The organism is Ruegeria sp. AD6 (genome assembly GCF_056542325.1).
The window spans coordinates 274650-289369 of record NZ_JBQFZQ010000005.1 but is presented as its reverse complement, the minus strand read 5'-3'; the positions used below and the strand labels follow the sequence as shown (position 1 = coordinate 289369).

Genomic DNA, 14720 nt, shown 5'->3' with positions numbered 1-14720 from the left:
TGACCCTGGCGGAAGGCACCGAGATGGTCATGCCCGGCGACAACGTGTCGTTCGGCGTTGAGCTGATCGCACCGATCGCGATGGAAAACGGTCTGCGCTTCGCCATCCGCGAAGGTGGCCGCACCGTTGGTGCGGGTGTTGTTTCCAAAATTATTGAATAATTCGCACCTGCGAATGATCAAACGGAAAGGGCGTCCCTCGGGACGCCTTTTTTGTTTGAACTCAATGATCCCGAGACACACCAAATGTAGTGTGTCGAAGATCATCGAGTAATCGGTAGGCCAGGCTTCAGCCCGGCTCGTCGTTGAGATTGAGAAGGCCGCTCCCTAAGGGGCGGCCTTTTTTGTGGCGAGCCCTTCGCTGCGAAAGTCATCGCCGAACATTTGGCGTTAGCGCATAGTACTCAATAATACGACCGGGTTCCGCGATTCCGTAGAAAGACTGAACAGTTGATTTCGTCTTACAAAATAGATGTAATTTCATAATCTATTTCTTTTCACGATTTTTGTGGGGGATTTCCCATGCCTTTGTCAAAAAATGAAATGCAGGAACTAAGACATCCTACTGAGACTCCACGCTTTTACATAACCTTGTTTGTTTTGATTCCGTTTGGTTTCGTAACGGCGCTGCTAACAGTCGCAACTTTTGGAACCATTCTTTTGCTGGTTCCGATCATCCTTTTCTCGCTGTGGTTTAGCCTTAGGTTGGCTGTCGCGCATTGGATGAACAATTTTGTCCAGGTTTCAGCGGCGTCTTTCCCTGAAGCCAACGATGCGATCAAAGAAGCGAAGGAGCTTTTTGGTTACAACCGAACGGTCGAGGCATATGTTCATGAGGATGGATCTTACAATGCATCAATCCTGTCGCTTCTCAACACCAAGATATTGCTTCTGAATTCCGAGCTTCTGAGGAACGAAAACACTAAGGACGAACTGCGATTTATTGTGGGGCGATTTGTGGGCGCATTGGCAGCTAAACATTTCCGGTTTGGCTGGTTGCAATTCTTCATTAACAGTGTGGAGAAGCTATTGATCTTCAATATTTTGCTTTTCCCCTACGAACGCGCAACCAAACTATCAGGCGACAGAATGGGATTGCGCATGATTGATGGCAACACTCGGGTCGCTGTGAGGTCCATGATGAAAATGGCTGTAGGCTCCGAGATTGCTGACCGTGTCAACATTCGCGCGTATGTCGCACAGGGAAGAAAATACAATGGGAGTTTCTTTGGCTGGTTGGCCCGTGCTTTTTCGTCTTTCCCACACCACTGCACACGTGTGTCAGAGCTTATCGTCTTCGCGAAACAAAAATACCCAAGAAGCGTTTCCGCTTCCCGTGGCCGGGCCCGAAAACGCCGTGTCAGCGGCGCACGAATGGCTACATAGCGACTGACTTTGTGACCCGGGATCCATTCGGCACAGACCCAGTCAGCCGCCGCCATAAGCTGCTGAATTAGGACAACCCACCCTCAGCCGCCGCGCGAACGGCCCGGATGTTCTCACCATAAACCTCCGGCTGATCCACCGATCCGCCCTTGAATACGGCTGATCCGGCCACCAGCACATCCGCACCCGCTGCCGCAACCAGTGGTGCCGTCCGGGGATCGACGCCACCGTCGATTTCGATATGTACCGGGCGGTCGCCGATCATCTGGCGCAGTTTGCGGACCTTGGCGGTCATGTCGATGAACTTCTGGCCACCGAACCCGGGGTTCACCGTCATCACGCAAACCAGATCGGTCAGGTCCAGCAGATGCTCGACCGCCTCGGCAGGGGTGCCGGGGTTCAGGGCGACGCCTGCTTTCATGCCCGCCGCGCGGATGGCCTGCAGGGTGCGATGGGTGTGCGGCCCGGCCTCGACATGGGCGGTCAGGATGTCGGCGCCCGCATCGGCATAGGCCTGGATGTAGGGATCGACCGGCGTGATCATCAGGTGCACGTCCATCACGGTTTTCACATGCGGGCGGAACGCCTTGACTGCCGGGGGGCCGAAGGTGAGGTTCGGGACGAAATGGCCGTCCATCACGTCCACATGTACCCAGTCGGCACCTTGGGCTTCGATGGCCTGAATCTCGGCCCCGAAATTGGCGAAATCGGCGGACAGGATCGACGGAGCGATCTTGATGGTGCGGTCAAAGCTCATGGTGGCCTCGTGTCAGCAAAAGAGTCGCGGTCGCGTATACCCGCGCCGTGACGCAAAGGGTAGCCCCTGCGACCCGTGCGCCGTTACAAAACTTTCACCGCAGTGACACGTATTCGTTGAACGGCATCTGTAGCAGACCGCCAACACGAATTGGGGGTGGCACGTGCTGCGGATCGAGAAACTGACCAAACGCTTTGGCGGGAATACAGCCGTGGACGCGGCGACGCTGGATGTGGACAAGCCGTGCATGATCGGCATCATCGGACGTTCGGGTGCGGGCAAATCGACGCTGTTGCGGATGATCAACCGTCTGACGGATTCGACGGAAGGTCGGATTCTGTTCGAAGGCCGCGACGTGACCCAGTTGAAGGGGCGAGAGAAACGGGCATGGCAGGCGGATTGCGCGATGATCTTCCAGCAGTTCAATCTTGTGCCCCGCATGGATGTGGTTTCCAACGTGTTGCACGGCACGTTGAACCGCCACTCGACGCTGGCGACGATGTTCAACCTGTACCCGATGGCCGAAATTCACCGCGCCATCGATATTCTGGACCGTCTGGGCATTGCCGAACACGCGCCCAAACGGGCTGAGGCGCTTTCGGGTGGACAACAGCAGCGCGTGGCCATTGCCCGCGCCCTGATGCAGGACCCTAGGATCATTCTCGCGGATGAGCCGATTGCCTCACTCGACCCGATGAATGCGCAGGTGGTGATGCAGGCGCTGCGTCGTATCCACGAGGAAGATGGCCGCACCGTCATCGCCAACCTGCACACGCTGGACACGGCGCGCCGCTACTGCGACCGCGTCGTCGGAATGCGTGACGGTCGCATCGTGTTCGACGGCCTGCCCGAGCAACTGACCACCGGCGTCGCCCGCGAAATCTATGGCGCTGATGCCAGCTTCTCGGAAGAGGCGACCTCGACCGAGATCGACACTCTGGACGCCACCCAGAAGGCCCTGATGGAAGCAGAAGCCACCATCTGAGCCACCCAACCCCTTTCATCGACCGGCCGATGAAAGGCCGGCACAAAAACCTGGAGAGAGACAGATGAAAAAACTGATTGCTGCCCTTGCTGCAACCACCGCCTTGGCCGCGCCGGTCCTGGCTGACGACATCAGCGAGTTCCGCATTGGCATTCTGGGCGGTGAGAACGCTCAGGACCGCCTGAACAACAACGAATGCCTGCGTGAATACACCGAAGAAACATTGGGCGTTGAAACCAAGCTGTTCGCGCCTGCCGACTATGATGGCGTGATTCAAGGCCTGCTGGGCGGCACAATCGACATGGCGTGGCTGGGCGCATCGGGTTACGCAAAAACCTATCTGAGCGACCCCGAAGCGGTCGAGCCGGTTCTGGTCAAGGTCAACACCGATGGCGGCTACGGCTATTACTCGATCGGTTTTGCCCGCAAGGACAGCGGCATCACCTCGCTGGAAGACATGAAGGACAAGACCTTTGGCTTCGGCGATCCGAACTCGACCTCGGGCTATCTGATCCCGTCCATCGAAATCCCACAGGCCACCGGTTCGACCATGGAGTCGGGCGACTATTTTGGTGAAGTCAAGTTCACTGGCGGTCACGAACAGACCATCGTTGCTGTCAATAACGGCGACGTTGATGGCGGCGTGACCTGGGCCGATGGACTGGGTGACTGGGAAGACGGTTTCAACTCCGGTGCCCTGCGTCGTGCGGTTGATGCGGGTCTGATCGACATGAACGACATGGTCATGATCTGGCAGTCCAAGCCGATCCCGGAAGGCCCGGTTGTACTGCGCACCGCGCTGCCTGCGGATGTGAAGGAAAAGATGACCGCGCTGATGGCGGGTCTGGCCGAAAAGGACCGTGAATGCTTCTACGGCGTTGCCGCTGGTGAGGCCAAAGCGTTCGAACCGATCACCCATGACGCTTACGAAATCATCATCGAAGCGCGCAAGCTGAAGTCGAACTAAGCCTGCATCCTCCAAGATCGGGGTCCGGTACCTGCCGGGCCCCGTTTTTCCACTCAGGAGCATTCCATGACAGACCTGACCGCAGGGCCCCCCAGCGTCGCCCAGATCCGGGCCGACTATTCCGAGATGACACGGCGCAAGCGGGTCTATGGTGGTATCCTTCTGATCCTGTTTGTGGCGCTGATGGTCGCGGGCTTTCGTACAGCAGACAGCCGCAACGCGGGCAGCTTTATCGATGGTTGGCACCGCATCTTCGACTACCCGTCCGAGGTTCTGGCCGAGGCGTGGGAGAAGATCGGCGCGATGCCCGAGAATCTGGTCACGTTCTTCCCGGCCTTGATCGAGACAATCAACATCGCCGCAGCATCGACCCTGATCGGGACTATCGCGGGGACGTTTCTGGCCTTGATGTCGACGCGGGGCATGGCGCTTTGGCCTTCGCTGATCCCGCTGTTCCGCCGCATTGCCGACATTTGCCGGGCGATACCGGAGATCGTGATCGCGCTGGTGCTGATCTTTGTTCTGGGCGGTGGTCCGGTTCCGGCGATGATCGCGATTGCCATTCATACGGCAGGGGCCTTGGGCAAGCTGTTCTCGGAAGTGAATGAGAACGCCTCGCTGAAACCGGTCGAGGGGTTGCATTCGGTCGGTGCGAACTGGTCACAACGGATGTATCTGGGTGTGATCCCGCAGGTCGGGCCGAACTATGTCAGCTATGCCTTGCTGCGGTTCGAGATCAACATCCGCGCCTCGGCCATCCTCGGTTTCGTCGGGGCTGGCGGTCTGGGCTATGAGCTGCGCAACTCGATGTCCTGGGGGCAGGGGCGCTATGACGAGGCCGCCGCCATCTTCCTTCTTCTCTTTGTCACTATTGTCGTCGTGGACCAGATCTCGGGTGTGCTGCGCGACCGCCTGACCCATGGGTCGGAAAAAGGAGCTTCGGCATGAGCACCTTCGCAACCGATCTGACCGTTGTTGAACTGAAGGCCGAAGCGGACCGTCTGTTCAGCCGAAAACGTCTGGTGAATTTCGGCCTTCCGGCTTTGGTGCTGGTCTATCTTGTCTATGTGTTCTTCGCCTTCGACGTGCCGGGTTTGGCGGGGCGGGCGAACCTGGAAAACGGCAGAACTCTGGTCGCCGACAGTTATAGTTACAAAACCCATATCGAGCGGGATAATCGCTCAGGTGAGGTCTCAGCCGCCATCGAAGGCGAGCGCAAGGGCGCCTACCCCGAAGGCGAGGCGCCGGATTGGGTGACGCTGGGCGAAACGACCGTCATCGATCTGGAAGACGGGCATGTGGTGCGTTTTGGTCCGGAGACCATCGAATATGACATTCCCGGCTACGGCACCGTGCGCGCCACACCGACCCGATCCGCCGGGGTGCAGGCCGAACTGCCGCCGGGCGATGTGCCCGATTGGATCAATGTTTCAAAGAACCGGATGGCGATCACCACCGATGCCGGTCGCCTGACTGTGACCCGGAACCGGGCCGAGGTGTTTCGGTATTTCACCGGGTGGGAGCTGTTCTGGTTCACTTTGGACAGCCCCTATTACGGCCAGTCATTCTCCGATCTCGCCGGGCGCGCTGCATCCGGGGAAGCCGGGGCAATTTTCAATGATTTCTGGACCAACAAGATGTGGCGGCACCAGGACGTGGCCTGGGCCATATTCGAGACGATCCTGATGGCGTTTCTGGGCACGTTCGGCGCGGCCATCGTGGCCTTGCCACTGGCCTTTCTGGCGACGCGCAACTTCAACCCGCTGAAATCCGTTCGGTTCGTCACACGACGTATCTTTGACTTTGTGCGCGGCGTGGACGCCTTGATCTGGACGGTTGTTCTGGCCCGCGCCTTTGGGCCCGGCCCGTTGACCGGCGCTTTGGCCATGCTGGTGACGGATACCGGCACCTTCGGCAAGATATTCTCGGAAGCTTTGGAGAATGTGGACCAGAAACAGATTGAGGGCGTGCAATCGACCGGTGCAAACGCGCCGCAGCGCTATCGCTTTGGGGTCATCCCGCAGATCACACCTGTATTGTTGAGCCAGCTTCTGTATTTCCTGGAATCCAACACCCGCAGCGCCACCGTGATCGGTGCGATCACGGGCGGCGGTATCGGCCTGTTGCTGACCCAAGCGATCATCACGCAGAAAGACTGGGAGGAGGTCGCCTATTACATCGTCCTGATCATCCTGATGGTGATGCTGATGGACTGGTTCTCGGGCTGGTTGCGGCGTCGCCTGATACAGGGGGAGATTGGAAAGGCACGCAAACCGCGCGATCCCAAGCGCAAACCCTTCCTGCTGCCCTGATCTAACAACGGACGAGACAATGCCACGACTGCGCGCGGATCAGCCGTTCATCCATCCCGATTGCCAGATCAGTAACAGCCGGTTCGGGGAATATGTCGAAATCGGCGCGGGTAGCCGCCTCGCCAATACGGTCTGGGGTGACTATTCCTATTGCGACCGGACCTGTGACATTGCCAATGCCGAGATCGGCAAATTCGCCAATATCGCCAGCTTCACCCGGATCGGGGCAACGGATCACCCGATAGAGAAAGCCTCGCTGCACCATTTCCTGTACCGGTCGGCAGATTATTGGGACGGTGAAGAGGACGATGCCGAATGGTTTGCCCATCGTGCCAGCCGGACGGCGCGGATCGGCCACGACACCTGGATCGGTCATGCGGCGATCATCAAGCCCGAGGTTTCCATCGGGCATGGGGCAGTCGTCGCCTCTGGTGCCGTTGTGACCAAGGATGTCGCGCCTTACACCATCGTTGGTGGCGTCACAGCGGCCCAGATACGCCGTCGGTTCTCTGACACGGTGTCCGACCGGATGTTGGCCCTGTCATGGTGGGATTGGGACAATGCCCGTTTGCGGGCGGCCCTTCCGGACTTCCGCACCCTGAGTGCCGAAGCCTTCCTGGAGAAGTACGAATAGGAAAAGGCAAACTCTCCCGCGCCCGCTGGTGCATCGGCTGCGCCGATCCCCCTTGGCGACCTTGGGCCCGGCGCCGCGCTGCGCGCGGCGCTACGCCCAACAGGATGAGGCCTCCGGCAGGAGGGCGAAGACGGGCGGGAGCCCCTTGGGTTCAATCCTCATTCAGGGTCAATGTCACACGCTCGCCGGCGAAAACGGTTCGGCCATATTCCACAGGATTGCCGTCCGGGTCGGCGTTTATGCCGATTGAAAACAGCACGGGAGCCCCTTCTGCCATATGCAAATGAAGCGCCTGTGTTGCGGTCGCCGCCCGCGCTGTCAGCCGGGTCGAAATTCGGGTGTAATCGGAAATGCCACAGGTTTGCAGGGCTTTGGTAACGGATTGCGTGTCCGAGAGGGCCTTGAGCAGATCGGGAAACCGCTCAGCCGGAAACACACTTTGAAACAGGCCGATGGGTTGCCCGTCCGCCAAAGACAACCCGTCATAGACGTGCACCGAGGCACCTTGTTCAAGCTGTAAAGCCTCGGCTTCTGCCTCATCCGCCGCACGGGTGGTCAGCGCTAGGATTTTCTTGCCGGGGATCTTGCCGCCGGCTGAGATATTCTTGTGGTAACGCACCCGCTTGCCAATGGGATAATCCGTGGGCCTCGCCGCCACAAACACGCCCGCTCCGCGCCGTGCGTGGACCAGCCCCTGATCGGCCATATCCGACAGGGCACGCCGGACCGTGTGGCGGTTGACCCCATGAGTTGCCGCCAACTGCGCCTCGGTCGGCAGGCGATCACCCGTTTGATACCGCCCTTCGGCGATATCCGACGTCAGGCTGAGGGCGATGCTTTTCCAGATCGGCGTTTTGCTCATGTCACCAAATATTCACAGAGTTCTGATTGCACGGCGCACGCACGCACGCTAATATTTGTCTAGTTGTATAGTATAGATAGACAACCCAGCCAAGAGGCTTTGATGACACATCAAACAGAAATCGCGACGGCTGCCCGGCAAGAGTGGATGGGCCTTTTGGCGCGCGCTCCGGAAGATGCAATGTTGACGCTTTGGAAGGATCTTGCGGACCGTCCCCCTTTTGAGTGGTTGCGTCGGCCCGAAACCGGCGGCGTGATGGTGCGCGGACGCGCGGGTGGAACCGGTGCGCCGTTCAACCTGGGTGAAATGACGGTTACGCGTTGCTCGGTTGTTCTGAAGGATGGCACGGTTGGGCATGGCTACGTTCAGGGACGCTCGAAACCCAAGGTCGAGGCGGCGGCGGTGATCGATGCGATGATGCAGACGGCGGCGGCGTCAACCCTGCGGTCCGAACTCCTTGATCCGCTGAAACAGCAGATGCAGGCGGTCAAGGCCACGCGCGCGGCCAAAGCAGCCGCAACCAAGGTCGAGTTCTTCACGATGGTCCGGGGGGAAGATTGATGTCGGCGCAAACGCAATTCTCGGGTGGCTTCGACAACGCACCGATCCAGGCCGCTCATGCGTTCCGCGCTGCGATGACAGTGATGGCGCGCCCCGGCGAAATCCGCCCGCTGACCGGTGTTGTGCCGCCCAGCCCGCTGTCCGCGGCCGCCGGAACATTGCTTTTGACGCTGTGTGACCCGGAAACCAAGCTGAATCTGGCCGGGGCTGTTGACACCGACGCTGTCCGCAACTGGCTGACCTTTCACACCGGCGCTCCGCTGGTACCCGCGCCCGAGGCCGACTTTGCGGTTGGAACCTGGGATGCGTTGGCCCCGCTTGACGTCTATCGCATCGGAACGCCGGAATACCCGGATCGCTCGGCCACTCTGATTGTCGAATGCGAGGCGCTGGAACAGGTGGGTGCTGTTTTGTCCGGTCCCGGCATCAAGGATGTGGCGCATCTGGCTGTGCCCGACATCGCTGCGTTTCAGGCGAATTCGAAACTCTACCCGTTGGGGTGCGATTTCTTTCTGACCTGCGGAGAACAGGTCGCTGCCGTGCCACGCAGTACGCAGATCAGGGCGGAGGGCTAGGTCATGTATGTCGCTGTCAAAGGGGGCGAAAAAGCCATTGAGAACGCCCATAGCTGGCTTGCCGAGGAACGGCGCGGCGCGACAGATGTGGCGGAGCTCAGCCTCGGCCAGATCCGGGAACAGCTGAGCCTTGCGGTCAATCGGGTCATGGCCGAAGGGTCCCTGTACGATCCTGATCTCGCCGCTTTGGCGATCAAACAGGCGCGCGGGGATCTGATCGAGGCGATCTTTCTGATCCGCGCCTATCGCACCACCCTGCCACGCTTTGGCTACTCGAACCCTGTCGAGACAGGGCAGATGGCTTGCGACCGTCGCATCTCGGCCACCTTCAAGGACGCACCGGGCGGGCAAGTTCTGGGCCCGACTTTTGATTACACCCACCGGTTGCTGGATTTCAAACTGGCCGCAGATGGCGAGGTGCCTGCCACCCCTGAAGGATCAGCGCGTACCGAACCAACGCCGCATATCACCGAATTCCTCAAAGGCGAGGATATCATCCAAGACGAACCCCTTAGCGATGAAACCCCGGGCGATCTGACACGTGAACCGATGGAGTTTCCCTCGAACCGCCCGCTGCGCCTGCAATCTCTGACGCGCGGGGATGAAGGGTTTGTGCTGGGCATGGCCTACTCGACCCAGCGCGGCTATGCCCGCAACCACGCCTTTGTCGGCGAGTTGCGGATCGGCAAGGTCACGGTTGAGATGGACATCCCGGAACTGGGTTTTGCCATCGACATTGGCGAGGTCGAACTGACCGAATGCGAGACGGTAAACCAGTTCAAAGGCTCAAAAACCGAACCGCCGCAATTCACGCGCGGTTATGGGCTGGTCTTTGGTCAATCCGAACGCAAATCGATCTCGATGGCTCTGGTCGACCGGGCGCTGCGGTGGGAGGAGTTGGGAGAGGAAAATCTGGGTGCCCCCGCGCAGGATGAAGAATTTGTTCTGAGCCATGCGGATAACATTCAGGCCACAGGGTTCCTCGAACACATCAAGTTGCCGCATTACGTGGATTTTCAGTCCGAACTGGAACTGGTGCGCAAACTGCGCCGCGAGGCGGAAGAACGCATTACGCCCAGGGAGGCTGCGGAATGAAGGCGGTTGTTTTTGACATTGGTGGTGTGCTGATCGACTGGCAGCCGCATCTGGCCTGGGTCGAGGCATTGGGTTCCGAGGACGCCGCCCATGCGTTTATTGAGCGGACAGGTTTTCGGGAAAAAAACGCGCGCGGGGACAATGGCGAGTGCTTTGCTGATCTGGCGCAGGAGCTGGAGGACCCGCAGGACCGGGAGTTGTTCGCCGGATATGTCGATCTTTACGCCCGAACGGTTGAAAATGCGATCCACGGGACCTGGGACGTGCTGGACAGGCTCAAGGCGCAGGGAACACCGGTGCATGCCATCACCAACTGGTCCGTTGAAACCTGGCCCGAGGGGTTAAAAGTACACCCACGTCTGGGTGAGGTGTTCGGAACTCTGGTTGTGTCTGGCGAAGAAGGGATGAAGAAGCCGGACGCGCGGATATTCCATCTGCTGTGTGAACGGGCGGGAATTGCGCCCGAGGGCTGCGTTTTTATTGATGACGGATTGCACAATGTCGAAGGCGCTCGGGCGGTCGGAATGGATGGTATCCATTTCACGACACAGCAGGCGCTGGAGATCGCTCTAACTGAAAGAGGGTTCCTATGAGCGAGTATAATTTCGCCTATCTGGACGAGCAGACCAAGCGGATGATCCGCCGTGCCATTCTCAAGGGTTTGGCCGTTCCGGGCTATCAGGTGCCCTTTGCCAGCCGCGAGATGCCGATGCCCTATGGCTGGGGCACGGGCGGGGTGCAGGTCTCGGCCGCGACGCTGACGCCGGATGATACGTTCAAAGTGATCGATCAGGGGGCGGATGACACCACCAATGCCGTTTCGATCCGCAAGTTCTTTGAAAACACGGCAGGCGTCGCAACCACCGAACAGACCGAGAAGGCGACCGTCATCCAGACCCGCCACCGCATCCCCGAAGCCAAGCTGACCGAGGATCAGATCCTGGTCTATCAGGTGCCGATCCCGGAACCTTTGCGCTTTCTGGAGCCGCGAGAGACCGAAACGCGGAAGATGCACAGCCTTGAAGAATACGGGCTGATGCATGTGAAACTCTATGAAGACATCAGCCAGCACGGGGCGATTTCGACCTCATACGCTTACCCGGTGAAAGTGTCCGACCGCTATGTGATGGACCCATCGCCGATTCCGAAATTCGACAACCCCAAGCTGGAAATGGACGCGATCCAACTGTTTGGCGCAGGCCGCGAGCAGCGGATTTACGCGGTGCCGCCGCACACCAAGGTCGTCAGCCTCGATTTCGAGGATTATCCGTTTGAGGCCACCAAGGCCGATCACGCCTGCGATCTGTGCGGGGCCGAAGACAGCTATCTGGACGAGGTCATCATGGATGATGCGGGTGGCCGGATGTTCGTATGCTCGGATACCGATTACTGCCGCTCGCGCCGCGCGGCGGGCCATTTGGGGCGATTGGGCGAAACACAGCCGGAATTGCAAGGAGAGATGAGATGACAGGAAGGCCTTCGATTGTTCCCTATTTCAGCTATGTCGATGCAAAGGCTGCGGTTGAGTTTTTGCAGCGTGCGTTTGGGTTGGAGGTTGTTCAGGCCTTTGATGGCGAGGACGGTCGGCTGATGCATGGCGAGATGCGATATGGCAACGGCGTCATCACGATGGGCACGGTCGACGATGCCGTGCAGGTGCAGAGCCCCGGCGTTTATCTGGTCGTCGAGGATGTGGACGCCCATTTCGAAACCGCAAAGGCGGCTGGCGCCGAAATTGTTTACCCGCCCGAGGATACTGAATTTGGAACGCGCCGTTATCGGGCGCGCGATTCAGAAGGGCATGAGTGGTCGTTTGGCAGCTATCAGCCTCAGACGGTTGCTCCGGATTGGGGCGCGGAATGATGGGGCAAAACGTGCCATTGTTGAGCGTCAAGGGCATCGAGAAACGCTATGGCACGCGGATCGGCTGTGCGGATGTCAGCTTCGATCTCTACCCCGGCGAGGTGATGGGGATCGTTGGCGAAAGCGGGTCGGGGAAATCCACCCTGCTGAACTGTCTGGCCGGTCATCTGGAACCGGATGCGGGGCAGGTGATCTTTGACACTCGCGCAGATGGACCGGTGGATACGGTCACCATGTCGGAACCTGCGCGCCGGATGCTGGGCCGCACCGATTGGGCCTTTGTGCACCAGCACGCGCGCGACGGGTTGCGCATGTCGGTCAGTGCCGGAGGCAACATTGGTGAACGGCTGATGGCCGTAGGCGACCGGCACTATGGCGAAATCCGCGACAAGGCGATTGACTGGCTGGGCCGGGTCGAGATCGCAGCATCCCGGGTCGATGACCGCCCGACAGCGTTTTCCGGCGGGATGCAGCAGCGGTTGCAGATTGCGCGCAATCTGGTCACGGGCCCTCGACTGGTGTTCATGGATGAGCCGACCGGGGGGCTGGACGTCTCGGTTCAGGCGCGTCTGCTGGACCTGTTGCGCGGGTTGGTCCGCGAAATGGGCCTGAGCGCGATCATTGTGACCCATGATCTGGCCGTGGTGCGCCTGCTGGCGGATCGATTGATAGTGATGAAGGACGGGCACGTGGTCGAGGCCGGGTTGACCGATCAGGTGCTGGACGATCCGCAACATGCCTATACGCAGTTGCTTGTGTCCAGCGTCCTGCAGGTTTGAGTATTTGGGAAAAGATGAAGTGATGATTGAGCTGAAGGACGTCAGCAAGAGCTTTACCCTGCACAATCAGGGCAGTGCGGTGATCCCGGTGATGGAGGGGGCTTCGCTGACGGTGGCGCCGGGCGAATGTGTTGCCCTGACCGGGGCGTCCGGTGCAGGGAAGTCCACGCTGATGCGGGTGATCTATGGGAACTATCTGGCCGCGTCCGGTTCGGTACAGGTTGCTGGGTTGGATGTTGCGCAAGCCGAACCGCGCGAGATTCTGGCTCTGCGGCGGGACACGCTTGGCTATGTCAGCCAGTTCCTGCGGGTTGTGCCGCGCGTGCCGACGTTGGAGGTAGTGGCCGAGCCGTTACTGGCGATTGGATGCGATCGGCAGATGGCGTTGGACAAGGCAGCGGGATTGTTGGCGCGGCTGAACATACCGGAACGGCTGTGGTCCCTGAGCCCGACGACCTTTTCCGGGGGCGAACAACAACGTGTGAACATCGCGCGCGGCTTCGCGCATGAGTATCCGGCGATGTTGTTGGACGAACCGACCGCCAGTCTGGATGCACAGAACCGGGAAACCGTTCTGTCCTTGATCGATGAGGCCAAGGCGCGTGGCGCGGCGATTGTTGGGATATTCCACGACGTTGATGCGCGTGATCGGGTCTGCGACCGCGCGGTGGATGTGTCCACATTCACGCCCGGACAGGCGGCATGACACTCGCCCCGGTCATAGCGGTTGTGGGTCCATCAGGCGTTGGCAAGGACAGCGTCATGGCGGCGCTGGAGGCGCGCGCGCCGGGTATTCAGCGATTGCGGCGGGTGATCACCCGGCCCGAAGGGGAAGAGGGCGAGGAGTTCGACCGTGTCTCGGTCGAGGTGTTCGAGCAGATGGTGCTGGACGGTGCCTTTGCCATGCACTGGCCTGCGCATGGGTTGCTGTATGGCGTACCAGCCGGGATCGCCGAACAGCGACAGAACTGTCAGGCAGTGCTGGTCAATTTCTCGCGCGCTGTGCTGGTGCAGGCGCAGAAGGTGTTTGGCGATCTGATCGTGATCTCTCTGACCGCTGATGCCGAGGTGCTTGCACAGCGTCTGGCCGCGCGGGATCGCGAAAGCGCGGCGGATCAGGCCAAGCGTCTGGGCCGGGCCAAAACGCCCCTGCCGGACGGGCTGAACCGGGTGATCAAGATCGACAATTCGGGCGCTTTGGATGACACGGTCAGCGAAATCCTTGCGCAGCTTCAGTCGGAAAGGGCGTAGCGATGGATCAGGTGAAAGCGACCGTCCTGAGCCTCGCCCATCAGGGCCAGATCGTTGATCTGAAAGGGCGACGGCAGCAGCGGGGCCAGATGATCGGCCAGTGCGCTTTCAACGTCTGTCAGCGTGGTTTTGTCCAATCGCCCGCTGAGCGTGATGTGAAATCGGAACGCGTCCAGCACATAGGGATAGCCCCACTGAACAAGATTGGCGTCCTGTTCCGGGGTCAGCTTTGCCGCCCGGCGGCGGGCCAGTTCCGCCTCGGACGCGGGCGCGCGAAACGTATCCAGATCCTGCACGCAGCCAGCGGCCAGAGCGTTCAGGGCATCGGTGTTCCCAACGGGGCGCAAGGCCAGAAACCGGCCCAGACGCGCGATCTCGAGCCCGTCCAGCGTGACCGGCGCGTGACGCGCGGCCAGCGCGGCGCAGGCATCGTGCAGCGCGTCCACGGTTTGGCCGTCGCGCAAGCGAAAGGGGGGCTTCATCGTTGCGTGCAGCCCGTATTTGCGCGGAACCTCGGTGACGGTGGCCACGTCGATGCCGTCGACAACCGGGTGCGTAACCTGCGTTCCGGCCTCCATGTCCCAGCCCAGCCAACGGGTGGCAAATCTCGTCCATTCCGCGTCAACGGGCGGGGCAAAATAGATCGCGTATCGCGTGAATGTCACATTGGCCTCCTAGCTACGTGGCCGTTCAA

At 59.9% G+C, this 14720-nt stretch carries 19 protein-coding genes; 16 read left to right on the top strand and 3 right to left on the bottom strand.

Translation table 11 applies throughout. The annotated features are described in order from the left end of the window. A partial coding sequence (locus tag ACR0KJ_RS13090) for an EF-Tu C-terminal domain-related protein (RefSeq protein ID WP_480626875.1) occupies positions 1-161 on the top strand: 161 nt, incomplete at its 5' end. Between the two features lie 360 nt (positions 162-521). Beyond that, positions 522-1385: a M48 family metallopeptidase gene (locus ACR0KJ_RS13085; protein WP_170454561.1), complete on the top strand. Its 864-nt coding sequence runs from the start codon at positions 522-524 to the stop codon at positions 1383-1385. A 67-nt stretch (positions 1386-1452) separates the two neighbouring features. Here the strand turns inward: ACR0KJ_RS13085 and rpe are convergent, their stop codons facing one another. Then, positions 1453-2142, bottom strand: a complete 690-nt coding sequence (rpe, locus tag ACR0KJ_RS13080; RefSeq protein WP_170454559.1) for a ribulose-phosphate 3-epimerase — start codon at positions 2140-2142, stop codon at positions 1453-1455. A gap of 163 nt (positions 2143-2305) precedes the next feature. Between rpe and phnC the strand changes: the two genes are divergently transcribed. From phnC to ACR0KJ_RS13055, 5 genes are all read left to right on the top strand, one after another. After that, positions 2306-3127, top strand: a complete 822-nt coding sequence (gene phnC, locus ACR0KJ_RS13075) for a phosphonate ABC transporter ATP-binding protein (RefSeq protein ID WP_170454557.1) — start codon at positions 2306-2308, stop codon at positions 3125-3127. A 64-nt stretch (positions 3128-3191) separates the two neighbouring features. Next, positions 3192-4094, top strand: a complete 903-nt coding sequence (gene phnD, locus ACR0KJ_RS13070) for a phosphonate ABC transporter substrate-binding protein (protein WP_170454555.1) — start codon at positions 3192-3194, stop codon at positions 4092-4094. Between the two features lie 66 nt (positions 4095-4160). After that, a complete protein-coding gene (phnE, locus tag ACR0KJ_RS13065) occupies positions 4161-5042 on the top strand; it encodes a phosphonate ABC transporter, permease protein PhnE (RefSeq protein ID WP_170454553.1) in 882 nt (293 codons plus the stop codon). Next, entirely contained in the window at positions 5039-6406 is a 1368-nt protein-coding gene (gene phnE / locus ACR0KJ_RS13060) for a phosphonate ABC transporter, permease protein PhnE (protein WP_480626865.1), read from the top strand. The genes phnE (ACR0KJ_RS13065) and phnE (ACR0KJ_RS13060) overlap by 4 nt, the downstream gene beginning before the upstream one ends. 19 nt (positions 6407-6425) lie before the next feature. After that, positions 6426-7040, top strand: coding sequence for an LbetaH domain-containing protein (locus ACR0KJ_RS13055; protein ID WP_170454549.1), 615 nt, complete (start codon positions 6426-6428; stop codon positions 7038-7040). Positions 7041-7191: 151 nt separating this feature from the next. Here the strand turns inward: ACR0KJ_RS13055 and phnF are convergent, their stop codons facing one another. Next, positions 7192-7902 (bottom strand): phosphonate metabolism transcriptional regulator PhnF, encoded by a 711-nt coding sequence (phnF, locus tag ACR0KJ_RS13050; RefSeq protein WP_170623887.1) that lies wholly within the window; start codon positions 7900-7902, stop codon positions 7192-7194. Between the two features lie 102 nt (positions 7903-8004). Here phnF and phnG point away from each other — a divergent pair, with 102 nt between their 5' ends. From phnG to ACR0KJ_RS13005, 9 genes are read left to right on the top strand one after another with little or no spacing between them, the layout of a single operon-like run. Continuing rightward, positions 8005-8463, top strand: a complete 459-nt coding sequence (gene phnG / locus ACR0KJ_RS13045; protein WP_170623886.1) for a phosphonate C-P lyase system protein PhnG — start codon at positions 8005-8007, stop codon at positions 8461-8463. Then, positions 8463-9038, top strand: coding sequence for a phosphonate C-P lyase system protein PhnH (gene phnH / locus ACR0KJ_RS13040; protein WP_170454542.1), 576 nt, complete (start codon positions 8463-8465; stop codon positions 9036-9038). Before phnG ends, phnH begins: the two co-directional genes overlap by 1 nt. Positions 9039-9041: 3 nt before the next feature. Then, a complete protein-coding gene (locus ACR0KJ_RS13035; protein ID WP_170623884.1) occupies positions 9042-10133 on the top strand; it encodes a carbon-phosphorus lyase complex subunit PhnI in 1092 nt (363 codons plus the stop codon). Further along, positions 10130-10726: an HAD family hydrolase gene (locus ACR0KJ_RS13030; protein WP_480626864.1), complete on the top strand. Its 597-nt coding sequence runs from the start codon at positions 10130-10132 to the stop codon at positions 10724-10726. The genes ACR0KJ_RS13035 and ACR0KJ_RS13030 overlap by 4 nt, the downstream gene beginning before the upstream one ends. Next, a complete protein-coding gene (locus ACR0KJ_RS13025) occupies positions 10723-11601 on the top strand; it encodes an alpha-D-ribose 1-methylphosphonate 5-phosphate C-P-lyase PhnJ (RefSeq protein ID WP_170623882.1) in 879 nt (292 codons plus the stop codon). The genes ACR0KJ_RS13030 and ACR0KJ_RS13025 overlap by 4 nt, the downstream gene beginning before the upstream one ends. After that, the gene (locus tag ACR0KJ_RS13020) at positions 11598-11996 is read left to right on the top strand and encodes a VOC family protein (RefSeq protein WP_480626863.1); all 399 of its coding nucleotides are present in this window, start codon (positions 11598-11600) and stop codon (positions 11994-11996) included. Before ACR0KJ_RS13025 ends, ACR0KJ_RS13020 begins: the two co-directional genes overlap by 4 nt. After that, positions 11996-12775 carry a phosphonate C-P lyase system protein PhnK gene (phnK, locus tag ACR0KJ_RS13015; protein ID WP_480626874.1) on the top strand — a complete coding sequence of 260 codons (780 nt, stop codon included), beginning with the start codon at positions 11996-11998 and terminating at the stop codon, positions 12773-12775. The genes ACR0KJ_RS13020 and phnK overlap by 1 nt, the downstream gene beginning before the upstream one ends. A gap of 22 nt (positions 12776-12797) precedes the next feature. Next, positions 12798-13481: a phosphonate C-P lyase system protein PhnL gene (gene phnL / locus ACR0KJ_RS13010; protein WP_170454529.1), complete on the top strand. Its 684-nt coding sequence runs from the start codon at positions 12798-12800 to the stop codon at positions 13479-13481. Beyond that, positions 13478-14026 carry an AAA family ATPase gene (locus ACR0KJ_RS13005; protein WP_170454527.1) on the top strand — a complete coding sequence of 183 codons (549 nt, stop codon included), beginning with the start codon at positions 13478-13480 and terminating at the stop codon, positions 14024-14026. Before phnL ends, ACR0KJ_RS13005 begins: the two co-directional genes overlap by 4 nt. Here the strand turns inward: ACR0KJ_RS13005 and ACR0KJ_RS13000 are convergent. Continuing rightward, positions 14008-14691 (bottom strand): DUF1045 domain-containing protein, encoded by a 684-nt coding sequence (locus ACR0KJ_RS13000; RefSeq protein ID WP_170454525.1) that lies wholly within the window; start codon positions 14689-14691, stop codon positions 14008-14010. The genes ACR0KJ_RS13005 and ACR0KJ_RS13000 overlap by 19 nt on opposite strands. Positions 14692-14720: the final 29 nt, after the last annotated feature.

Excerpts from the sequence above, each read along its gene's own strand:
- phnD (WP_170454555.1), top strand. The coding sequence starts at position 3,192 with ATGAAAAAACTGATTGCTGCCCTTGCTGCAACCACCGCCTTGGCCGCG.
- ACR0KJ_RS13055 (WP_170454549.1), top strand. The coding sequence starts at position 6,426 with ATGCCACGACTGCGCGCGGATCAGCCGTTCATCCATCCCGATTGCCAG.
- phnG (WP_170623886.1), top strand. The coding sequence starts at position 8,005 with ATGACACATCAAACAGAAATCGCGACGGCTGCCCGGCAAGAGTGGATG.
- phnF (WP_170623887.1), bottom strand. The coding sequence starts at position 7,902 with ATGAGCAAAACGCCGATCTGGAAAAGCATCGCCCTCAGCCTGACGTCG.
- ACR0KJ_RS13035 (WP_170623884.1), top strand. The coding sequence starts at position 9,042 with ATGTATGTCGCTGTCAAAGGGGGCGAAAAAGCCATTGAGAACGCCCAT.
- ACR0KJ_RS13020 (WP_480626863.1), top strand. The coding sequence starts at position 11,598 with ATGACAGGAAGGCCTTCGATTGTTCCCTATTTCAGCTATGTCGATGCA.
- ACR0KJ_RS13025 (WP_170623882.1), top strand. The coding sequence starts at position 10,723 with ATGAGCGAGTATAATTTCGCCTATCTGGACGAGCAGACCAAGCGGATG.
- phnE (WP_170454553.1), top strand. The coding sequence starts at position 4,161 with ATGACAGACCTGACCGCAGGGCCCCCCAGCGTCGCCCAGATCCGGGCC.
- rpe (WP_170454559.1), bottom strand. The coding sequence starts at position 2,142 with ATGAGCTTTGACCGCACCATCAAGATCGCTCCGTCGATCCTGTCCGCC.
- ACR0KJ_RS13005 (WP_170454527.1), top strand. The coding sequence starts at position 13,478 with ATGACACTCGCCCCGGTCATAGCGGTTGTGGGTCCATCAGGCGTTGGC.
- phnK (WP_480626874.1), top strand. The coding sequence starts at position 11,996 with ATGGGGCAAAACGTGCCATTGTTGAGCGTCAAGGGCATCGAGAAACGC.
- phnH (WP_170454542.1), top strand. The coding sequence starts at position 8,463 with ATGTCGGCGCAAACGCAATTCTCGGGTGGCTTCGACAACGCACCGATC.
- phnE (WP_480626865.1), top strand. The coding sequence starts at position 5,039 with ATGAGCACCTTCGCAACCGATCTGACCGTTGTTGAACTGAAGGCCGAA.
- ACR0KJ_RS13085 (WP_170454561.1), top strand. The coding sequence starts at position 522 with ATGCCTTTGTCAAAAAATGAAATGCAGGAACTAAGACATCCTACTGAG.
- ACR0KJ_RS13030 (WP_480626864.1), top strand. The coding sequence starts at position 10,130 with ATGAAGGCGGTTGTTTTTGACATTGGTGGTGTGCTGATCGACTGGCAG.
- phnL (WP_170454529.1), top strand. The coding sequence starts at position 12,798 with ATGATTGAGCTGAAGGACGTCAGCAAGAGCTTTACCCTGCACAATCAG.